Here is an 8,587-nt window from a genome sequence, read left to right on the forward strand (position 1 = left end):
GCCCCCGGAACCGACCCCCGACTCCAGAACCGCCCCCCATCCCACACGCACCCGCCTCCGGGACCACCCCGCCGCCCCACGCTTCTATCCACCCCGCACGCCCCGCCCCGTCGCCCGCCTTGGGGACCGACCTGCCATACCACGAACCCGTTCTGGCCCCCAGGCCCCACGGCCTCCCCGCCCCGCACGTCCGCACCCCACGGGAACGGCCCCACCGCACGGGGACGGGCACACTGCTAGTACGGGCGGCCCCGTCACACCTGTCGCGCCCCCGGCTACCCCTCCGGCGTCACCGCCACCGCCGAGGCCGCCTCCGGGCCGTCCTTGAGCAGCACCTCGAAGCCCTGCTCGTCCAGGATCGGGATGCCCAGGCTCACGGCCTTGTCGTATTTGGACCCGGCGTTCTCCCCCACGACCACGAACGACGTCTTCTTCGACACCGAGCTGGCCACCTTGCCGCCCCTGCTGGTCAACGCCTCGGCAGCCCCGTCGCGGGTGAAGCCGTCCAGCGTGCCGGTCACGACGAAGGTGAGGCCGTCGAGGGTCTGCGGCCCCTTCTCCGGAGCCGGATCGTCCTCCATGCGGACGCCGGCCGCGCGCCAGCGCTCGATGATGTCGCGGTGCCAGTCGACCTCGAACCACTCCCTGATGGTGGCGGCCACCCGCGGGCCGATGCCCTTGACGGCGGCCAGCTCCTCCTCCGAGGCGTTCATGATGGCGTCGATCGAGCGCATCTCGTCGGCCAGGAGGCGGGCCGTGGGCGGGCCGATGTGGCGGATCGAGAGGGCGACCAGGACGCGCCAGAGGGGCACCTGCTTGGCCTGCTCCAGCTCGTCGACGAGCTTGAGCGCGTTCTGGCTGGGCTCGCCGTTGACGTTGGAGAAGAACGAGACGACCTTCTCCTCCCCCGTCCTCGGGTCGATCTTGGGCAGGCCGGTGTCCATGTCGCGCACCACGGACCTGATCGGGATGAGCTCCTCCAGCGTCAGCTCGAACAGGTCGGCCTCGGTGCGCACGACCGGTCGCTGCGGCGGGAGCGGCTGGCTGAGCGCGGTGGCCGCGACGTAGCCGAGCCCCTCGATGTCGAGGGCGTAGCGCCCGGCGGCGAAGTAGAGGCGCTCGCGGATCTGCGCGGGGCAGCCGCGGGCGTTGGGGCAGCGCAGGTCGGCGTCGCCCTCCTTCTCGTAGGCCAGCTCGGTGCCGCACTCGGGGCAGCGGGTGGGCATGACGAACTCGCGCTCGGACCCGTCGCGCAGCGCCGCCACCGGGCCGACGATCTCGGGGATGACGTCGCCGGCCTTGCGCAGCACCACGGTGTCGCCGATGAGCACGCCCTTCTTGAGCACGATCGCGGCGTTGTGCAGCGTGGCCCGCTCGACCGTGGAGCCCGCGACGACGACGGGCTCCATCACCGCGTACGGGGTGACCCGGCCGGTGCGGCCGACGCCCACCTGGATGTCGATCAGCTTGGTGTTGACCTCTTCGGGCGGGTATTTGAAGGCGATCGCCCAGCGCGGGGCCCGCGAGGTGGAGCCGAGCTCGCGCTGCGTGCGGAAGTCGTCGATCTTGACCACGACGCCGTCGATCTCGTAGGCGGGGTCGTGCCGGTGGACGCGGTAGTGCTCGATGAACTCGTTGATCTCGTCGAGGCTGCCGACCACCTTGTAGAGGTCGCTGACCGGCAGGCCGAACTCGCGCAGCCGGTCGTAGACCTCCGACTGCGCGCGCGGCGCGGTCGCGCCCTCCCAGACACCGACCCCGTGCACGATCATGCGCAGGGGACGCTGGGCGGTGATGCGCGGGTCCTTCTGCCGCAGGGTGCCGGCGGCGGAGTTGCGCGGGTTGGCGAAGGGCGGCTTGCCCTGCTCGACGAGCTGCTCGTTGAGCTGCTTGAAGTCCTCGACCGGGATGTAGACCTCGCCGCGCACCTCCACGAGGCTGGGCACGTCGTCGCCGCGGAGCCGGTGGGGGACGCCCTTGATCGTGCGGACGTTGGCGGTCACGTCGTCGCCCATGCGCCCGTCGCCGCGGGTGGCGCCGCGCTCCAGCTTGCCGTCACGGTAGACGAGCGCCACGGCCAGGCCGTCGATCTTCAGCTCGACGAGGTAGGGGCCGGGCTCGCCCTCGGCCAGCCGCTCGGCCCGGGTCTGCCAGGCGGTCATGTCCTCGGCGTTGAAGGCGTTGTCGAGGCTCTCCATCCGGGCGAGGTGCTGGACCTTGGCGAAGTCGCCCGAGACCGGCGCGCCGACCTTCTGCGTCGGCGAGTCGGGCGTCTGGAGCGACGGATGCTCCGCCTCCAGGGCGAGCAGCTCGTTGAACCAGCCGTCGAACTCCGCGTCACTGACCGTGGGCTGGTCGAGCACGTAGTAGCGCCAGCGGGCCTCCTCCACCAGCTCGCACAGCTCCGCATGCCGCTTCAGCGCCGCCACCGGCACGCCCTCGACGCTAGGCTCGCTCACGCGACCTCTCCTTCCGTCCGCCACCAGAGGAAACCCTCCGCCACCTGAGGAAACGCTATCGTCGAGCACCGACAAAGCCAGCCCGGCAGAGCCGGCCCGGCCATGCCAGTCCAGCAACGCCGGCCCGACGATGCCAGTCCAGCAACGCCGGCCCGACAACGCCTCAGCCGGAACCCGACCCGCCTTCGGGGTCCTCCCTGAGCACCCGCGCCGCCTTCCGGCAGGCGGCGAGCGCCGCCCTGGCGTACGCCGGCGACGCCCCGGCCAGCCCGCACGCCGGGGTGAGCACGACCTGCTCTGCCAGCCGGTCGGGCGAGAAGCCCAGCCGCCGCCACAGCTCCAGCGCCGGTTTGGCGACGACGTCCACGCCGGGCAGCCGGGTGTCCGTGCCCGGCACCACCCCCAGGAACATCAGCAGCCCCGCCTCGACCGCCTCGCCGATGGCGTCCTCGTCGCGCCGCCTGATGAGGGAGGCGTCCACGGACACGCCGCGCACGCCGGCCCGGCGCAGCAGGTCGTACGGCACCGACGGCGCGCAGCAGTGCACGACGAGGTCAGGGAAGGGGCGCAGCGACTCCTCCACCCGCCACGCCTCCACGGCGGGCAGCCGGCCGAACCCGGACGCGGTCGGCACCGTGCCCGCCAGCGCGCCGGGCAGGCGGGGCTCGTCGAGCTGGAGCACGATCTCGGTGACGCCGGGCAGGCGCCGCAGCACCTCCGCCACGTGGTCGCCGACGCCCTGCGCGAGGGAGGCGGTCAGATCGCGTACGGCGCCGTGGTCGGAGAGGATCTTGTCGCCGTGGCGCAGCTCGATCGTGCCCGCCAGCGTCCACGGCCCGCACACCTGCAGCTTCAGCGGCCCTTCGTAGGCGTGACCGACCTCCTCCAGGCCGTCGAGGTCGCGCCTGAGATGGTCGGCGGCCCGCTGGTGGTCGCGGCCGGGCCGGTCGGTCAGCCGCCATCCCGACGGCTGCACCTCCACCGCCAGGTCGACCAGCAGCGCCGCCGTCCGTCCGACCATGTCTGCGCCGACGCCTCTCGCGGGCAGTTCGGGCAGGTACGGCAGGCCGGGCACCTCGCCGAAGACGACCCGTGCCGCCTCCAGATGATCCTGTCCGGGATGCGACCCGATCCCGGTGGCTTCCCACGTCAACATGGGACAAGCGTAGGCTCTCGAAGATGAGGCTCACCAAGTACGGTCACGCGTGCGTACGGCTGGAGAAGGACGGCAGGGTCCTCGTCATCGACCCCGGCACGTTCAGCGAGGCCGAGGCCCTGGACGGCGCCGACGCGGTGCTCGTCACCCACCAGCACTTCGACCACCTCGACGTGGAGCGCCTGAGGTCCGCCTCGCCCGACCTGGAGGTGTGGACGTGCGAGGGCGTCGCCGGGGAGCTGGGCGGGATCCCGGCCAAGGTCCAGGTGGTGCGGCACGGCGACGACTTCGCCGCGGCGGGGTTCGCGGTCAGGGTGTACGGCGAGTGGCACGCCAGGAACCACCCCGACATGCCGATCGTGCAGAACGTCGGCTTCATGCTGGACGACGAGCTCTTCTACCCGGGCGACGCCCTGACGGTGCCCGACACGGAGGTGCCGACGCTGCTGGTGCCCACCAACGCGCCGTGGCTGAAGCTCCCCGAAACGATCGAATACCTGCGCACCGTGCGCCCGGCCCGCGCCTACTCGACGCACGACGGGCTGCTGAACGACATCGGGCTGTCGCTGGTGGACAACTGGCTCAAGCTGGAGGCCGACAAGCAGGGCGCCGACATGCGGCGGCTGGCCGCGGGCGAGTCGGTCACCCTGGCCTGACCCCACCGGGCGGGGCGGGTCAGGCGGCGCGGGAGATCGTGGCCGAACCGATGACGGTCGGGCCCGAATAGAGCACCGCCGCCTGGCCCGGGGCCACCCCCGTGGCGGGCCGGTCGAGCTCGATGCGCAGCTCGCCGCCCGACTCCTCGAACCGGCACCCGTACACCTCGCCATGGGCGCGGAGCTGCACGGTCAGGTCGCCGGACGGGGCCGGGCCGTTCCAGACCGGAGGGCCGCACGTGATGGAGGTGACCTCCAGCGCCGAGCGCGGCCCGACGGTGACCGTGTTGGACACCGGCTCGATCGACAGCACGTAGCGCGGCCTGCCGTCGGCGGCCGGACGGTCGATGCGCAGCCCCTTGCGCTGGCCCACCGTGAACCCGTGGGCCCCCTGGTGGGCGCCGACCACCTCGCCCGACTCGTCGACGATGCGCCCCTCGGCCGAGCCGAGCCGCTCGGCCAGGAAGCCCCGCGTGTCGCCGTCGGCGATGAAGCAGATGTCGTGGCTGTCGGGCTTGTCGGCAACGGTCAGACCGCGGCGGGCGGCCTCCGCGCGCACCTCCGCCTTGGTGGAGTCGCCCAGCGGGAAGATCGCGTGGCGGAGCTGCTCGCGGGTGAGGACGCCCAGCACGTACGACTGATCCTTGCCGTGGTCGACGCTCCTGGACAGCACGCCGTCGACCAGCCTGGCGTGGTGACCCGTCGCCACCGCGTCGAACCCGAGCGCCAGCGCCCGGTCGAGCACCGCCGCGAACTTGATCTTCTCGTTGCACCGCAGGCACGGGTTGGGCGTGCGGCCCGCGGCGTATTCGGCCACGAAGTCCTCGACCACGTCGCGCTGGAAACGCTCGGCCATGTCCCAGATGTAGAACGGGATGCCGATCACGTCGGCGGCGCGTCGCGCGTCGCGCGAGTCCTCGATCGTGCAGCAGCCCCTGGCCCCCGTGCGGTGTGACCGGGGGTTGGCCGAGAGGGCGAGATGCACGCCGGTGACGTCGTGACCGGCCTCGGCGATGCGAGCGGCGGCCACGGCTGAGTCGACGCCGCCGGACATGGCGGCAAGCACACGGAGTCCCATGACCATTCCAGAGTACTGTCCGGTGGAGAGTGGCCTCGCGGGACACCGCTCGGCGCGCTGTCCCGCGCTGTGGGCGCGCCGCCCCGCGTTCTGGAAGGATGCACGGCTATGCGACTGTTCGGCCGCAAGGGCGACGAGGACGAGGCGGGCGAGCCGGGCGGCGGCATCGCCGGGTTCTGGACGTGGTGGGAGGGCGCGAGACCCCGGATCGACGCCATGGTGGCTGAGGGCGAGGTGGAACGGCTGGCGGAGCTGCTCGCCCCGGCCGTGAGCGCGGTGCATCCCGATCTGGTCTGGGAGGTGGCCCCGGGCCGCGAGGCCGCGCACGCGCTGGTCGTGACCGCCGCGGGCGACGCCGAGCTGCGCCCGCTGGCCCACCGGTGGGCCAGGGCAGCCCCGCCCGTCGACCTGTTGTGGGAGTTCCACCCGTCGCGCCAGGCCAACCCCCGCGCGGGGGAGCTCACGTTCGACGTGGGCGGCTTCGAGTTCGCGCTGGACAAGGTGATGTTGGGGCTGCGGGTGCCGCGCGGCGCGCCGCGGGTGGACGTGGCCGCCTACCATCCGATCTTCGGCGAGCTCGACGAGGACACCCGGATGGAGGCGACGCTGCTCGCGCTCGACTGGGTCCTGGGCGAGGACGACGTGGCCCGCTGGGTGGGCGAGATCACCCCCGCGACCCACGAGCCGATCGACGCGGTGGCCGCCGCGCACCTGCCCGCCGTGGTCGCCGATCTGGCCTCCGGCTACGACGAGGAGCAGTGGGCGCTCCTTGAGGGGCAGACCGCCGGGGGTGCGCCGCTGGTCGCCACCGCCCGCTTCCCGCTGCGCCCGGTCGACCATCCGCTGTTCGACCGGCACATCTCCATCACGCTGCCGTACGCGCACCGCGACGAGTCCGGCCTGCCCGGCGGCGAGTCCGTCGCGGCCCTGCGCGACTTCGACGAGCGGCTGGCCGCGTGGCTCCTGGAGGCACGCGACGAGGCGGTCCTCGCCGTTCACCTGAGCGCCGAGGGACACCGCATCGTCCACCTCTACGCCGATCCGGACGGCGACGCCGCGACCCGGGCCGAGGAGCTCGCGGTGGGCTGGAAGGAGGGCAAGGCGCGGGTCGACGTGACGAGCGATCCGGCCTGGAGCGCGGTCATCGCGTTCGTGACCTGACGCACGCCGCCCGCCCGCCTTACGCGCCGGGTCGTCCGGGGGTGGCCGGGTCGTCCGGGGTGGTCAAGTCCTCCGGGGTGGCCGGGTCTCCGCGGCCGGGGTGGGCGGCCGGGTGTCAGGTGAGGCCGGCTCGGCGGGCGCGTTCGACGGCCGCGGGGAGCACCTCGATCAGGCGGTCGATGTCGTCGCCTGTCGAGGTGTGGCCGAGCGTGAACCTGAGCGACCCCCTGGCCGAGGCCGCCTCCGCGCCCATGGCCAGCAGCACGTGCGACGGCTGGGCCACGCCCGCCGAGCAGGCCGAGCCGGTCGAGCACTCCACGCCCTTGGCGTCGAGCAGCATGAGCAGCGCGTCGCCCTCGCAGCCGGGGAACGAGAAGTGCGCGTTGCCGGGCAGCCGGTGGCGGGGGTCGCCGTTGAGCACCACGCCGGGCACCGCCTGCCGTACGCGCTCGATGAGCTCGTCGCGAAGCTCCGTGAGGCGGCGGCGGTGCTCCTCTTGCTTCTTCACCGCGATGCGCACCGCGGTGGCGAACCCGGCGATGGCGGGCGCGTCGAGCGTGCCGGAGCGGACGTCGCGCTCCTGGCCGCCGCCGTGCTGAACGGACACCGGGGTCAGCCCTCTCGCCAGGAGCAGCGCGCCCACGCCCATCGGCCCGCCGATCTTGTGCCCGCTGAGCGTGAGCGCGTCGGCGCCGGAGTCGGCGAACGAGACAGGGAGCTGCCCGACCGCCTGCACCGCGTCGGTGTGGAACGGGATGCCGTGGTCGTGGGCGACGGCCGCCAGGACGTGGACGGGCTGGATGGTGCCGACCTCGTTGTTGGCCCACATGACGCTGACCATGGCCACGCTGTCGGGGTCGTCGGCGATGGCGGCGCGCAGCGTGTCGGGGTGGAGCCGGCCGGACTCGTCGACGTCGAGCAGCTCCACCCGCGCGCCCTGGCTGTCGGCCAGCCAGTGGGCCGGATCGAGCGCCGCGTGGTGCTCGACGGAGCTGAGAAGGATGCGCTTGCGGGGGCCGCGCGCCCAGTAGAGTCCTTTGACCGCGAGGTTGTCGGCCTCCGTGCCGCCCGAGGTGAAGACCACCTCGCTGGGCCGCGCGCCGAGCGCGTCGGCGATCGTCTCGCGGGCCTCCTCGACGACCCTGCGCACCCGCCGTCCCGCCGCGTGCAGTGAGGACGCGTTGCCCACCCGGCCGAGTTGCTCCGTCATGGCCTCGATCGCCTCGGGAAGCATGGGAGTGGTCGCCGCGTGATCGAGATAGGCGGACGGTCTGCTCACCTGGCAAGGGTATCTCGTTTGCGACTGTACCGTCCGGACGGTACAGTTGAGGACATGAGAAGGGACGAGCTACTGGACGCCGCGGAGGCTCTGCTCTGCGACCAGGGCTCGGCCGCGCTCACGCTCGCCGCCGTCGCCGACCGGGCAGGCGTGAGCAAGGGCGGCCTCCTCTATCACTTCAGCAGCAAGGAAGCCCTGATCAAAGGCATGGTCGAGCGGCTCATCGACGACTTCGACCAGCTCATGGCCGAGCAGCCGGGCGAGACCTACACCGAGCGCCACCTCAGGGCCACCTTGGCCTCGGTGCGCTCAGGCAGGCTGCGACGATGGGCCGTCGTCACGGGCGCCTCGGGCAACCTGTTCCTGCTCGCGCCGCTGCGCGAGGCCATGACCCGATGGCATCGCGAGGGGCTGAGCGAGGAGCCCGACCCGCTGGCGTCGCAGATCGTACGGCTGGCGTGCGAGGGGCTCTGGGACGTGGCGAGCCACGACCCGGACCTCAACACCGAGAGCGACCTGCGGGCCCTGGAAGACCGGCTCATGGCGCTGCTGAAACCGGAGGCCATGCCATAACGCGGCGGGCGGGGCGCACCCCTGCCCGCGGCGAGAAGGCGACACCGGACCGGCAGGGCCACAGGCGCACGAGGACGCGGCGTCACGGTCAGCGCGTCCGGGACACCGGCCATGGAGAGCCGGGAGCCGCACGCGCCTGCTCCGTGGCCCGCGCCCCCGAGCGGCCACGATCGCCCGGCCCCCAGGCCCTCACCCCCGGCCTGCCCCTGCCTGCCCCGGCCTGCG

Annotated in this window: 7 protein-coding genes; 3 read left to right on the top strand and 4 right to left on the bottom strand. The window is 72.9% G+C overall.

Translation table 11 applies throughout. The annotated features are described in order from the left end of the window. Nucleotides 1-275 precede the first annotated feature (275 nt). Nucleotides 276-2,459, bottom strand: coding sequence for an NAD-dependent DNA ligase LigA (gene ligA / locus DQW85_RS10095; RefSeq protein ID WP_113700093.1), 2,184 nt, complete (start codon nucleotides 2,457-2,459; stop codon nucleotides 276-278). Between the two features lie 163 nt (nucleotides 2,460-2,622). Beyond that, the gene (locus DQW85_RS10100) at nucleotides 2,623-3,615 is read right to left on the bottom strand and encodes a methionine synthase (RefSeq protein ID WP_113700094.1); all 993 of its coding nucleotides are present in this window, start codon (nucleotides 3,613-3,615) and stop codon (nucleotides 2,623-2,625) included. A 23-nt stretch (nucleotides 3,616-3,638) separates the two neighbouring features. Here DQW85_RS10100 and DQW85_RS10105 point away from each other — a divergent pair, with 23 nt between their 5' ends. Continuing rightward, a complete protein-coding gene (locus DQW85_RS10105; protein WP_113700095.1) occupies nucleotides 3,639-4,271 on the top strand; it encodes an MBL fold metallo-hydrolase in 633 nt (210 codons plus the stop codon). Nucleotides 4,272-4,290: 19 nt separating this feature from the next. On the opposite strand, the gene mnmA is transcribed toward DQW85_RS10105, so the two are convergent. Continuing rightward, on the bottom strand, nucleotides 4,291-5,349 hold the full coding sequence (gene mnmA / locus DQW85_RS10110) for a tRNA 2-thiouridine(34) synthase MnmA (protein ID WP_205315019.1): 1,059 nt from the start codon (nucleotides 5,347-5,349) through the stop codon (nucleotides 4,291-4,293). A 108-nt stretch (nucleotides 5,350-5,457) separates the two neighbouring features. On the opposite strand from mnmA, the gene DQW85_RS10115 reads away from it, so the two are divergent. Continuing rightward, nucleotides 5,458-6,510, top strand: coding sequence for a DUF695 domain-containing protein (locus DQW85_RS10115; protein WP_113700097.1), 1,053 nt, complete (start codon nucleotides 5,458-5,460; stop codon nucleotides 6,508-6,510). 115 nt (nucleotides 6,511-6,625) lie between these two features. Here DQW85_RS10115 and DQW85_RS10120 read toward each other — a convergent pair whose 3' ends face one another. Beyond that, complete coding sequence (locus DQW85_RS10120; protein ID WP_113700099.1) at nucleotides 6,626-7,744, bottom strand: cysteine desulfurase family protein; 1,119 nt, start codon at nucleotides 7,742-7,744, stop codon at nucleotides 6,626-6,628. A 99-nt stretch (nucleotides 7,745-7,843) separates the two neighbouring features. On the opposite strand from DQW85_RS10120, the gene DQW85_RS10125 reads away from it, so the two are divergent. Continuing rightward, the gene (locus tag DQW85_RS10125) at nucleotides 7,844-8,362 is read left to right on the top strand and encodes a TetR/AcrR family transcriptional regulator (protein ID WP_113700098.1); all 519 of its coding nucleotides are present in this window, start codon (nucleotides 7,844-7,846) and stop codon (nucleotides 8,360-8,362) included. Nucleotides 8,363-8,587 lie beyond the last annotated feature (225 nt).

Origin of the sequence: Nonomuraea lactucae, assembly GCF_003313395.1 — a bacterium.
GTDB lineage: Bacteria > Actinomycetota > Actinomycetes > Streptosporangiales > Streptosporangiaceae > Nonomuraea > Nonomuraea lactucae.

Bases quoted from the DNA above. Each gene is read 5' to 3' on its own strand.
- DQW85_RS10100 (WP_113700094.1), bottom strand. From the start codon at position 3,615: ATGTTGACGTGGGAAGCCACCGGGATCGGGTCGCATCCCGGACAGGAT.
- DQW85_RS10105 (WP_113700095.1), top strand. From the start codon at position 3,639: ATGAGGCTCACCAAGTACGGTCACGCGTGCGTACGGCTGGAGAAGGAC.
- mnmA (WP_205315019.1), bottom strand. From the start codon at position 5,349: ATGGGACTCCGTGTGCTTGCCGCCATGTCCGGCGGCGTCGACTCAGCC.
- DQW85_RS10115 (WP_113700097.1), top strand. From the start codon at position 5,458: ATGCGACTGTTCGGCCGCAAGGGCGACGAGGACGAGGCGGGCGAGCCG.
- DQW85_RS10120 (WP_113700099.1), bottom strand. From the start codon at position 7,744: ATGCTTCCCGAGGCGATCGAGGCCATGACGGAGCAACTCGGCCGGGTG.
- DQW85_RS10125 (WP_113700098.1), top strand. From the start codon at position 7,844: ATGAGAAGGGACGAGCTACTGGACGCCGCGGAGGCTCTGCTCTGCGAC.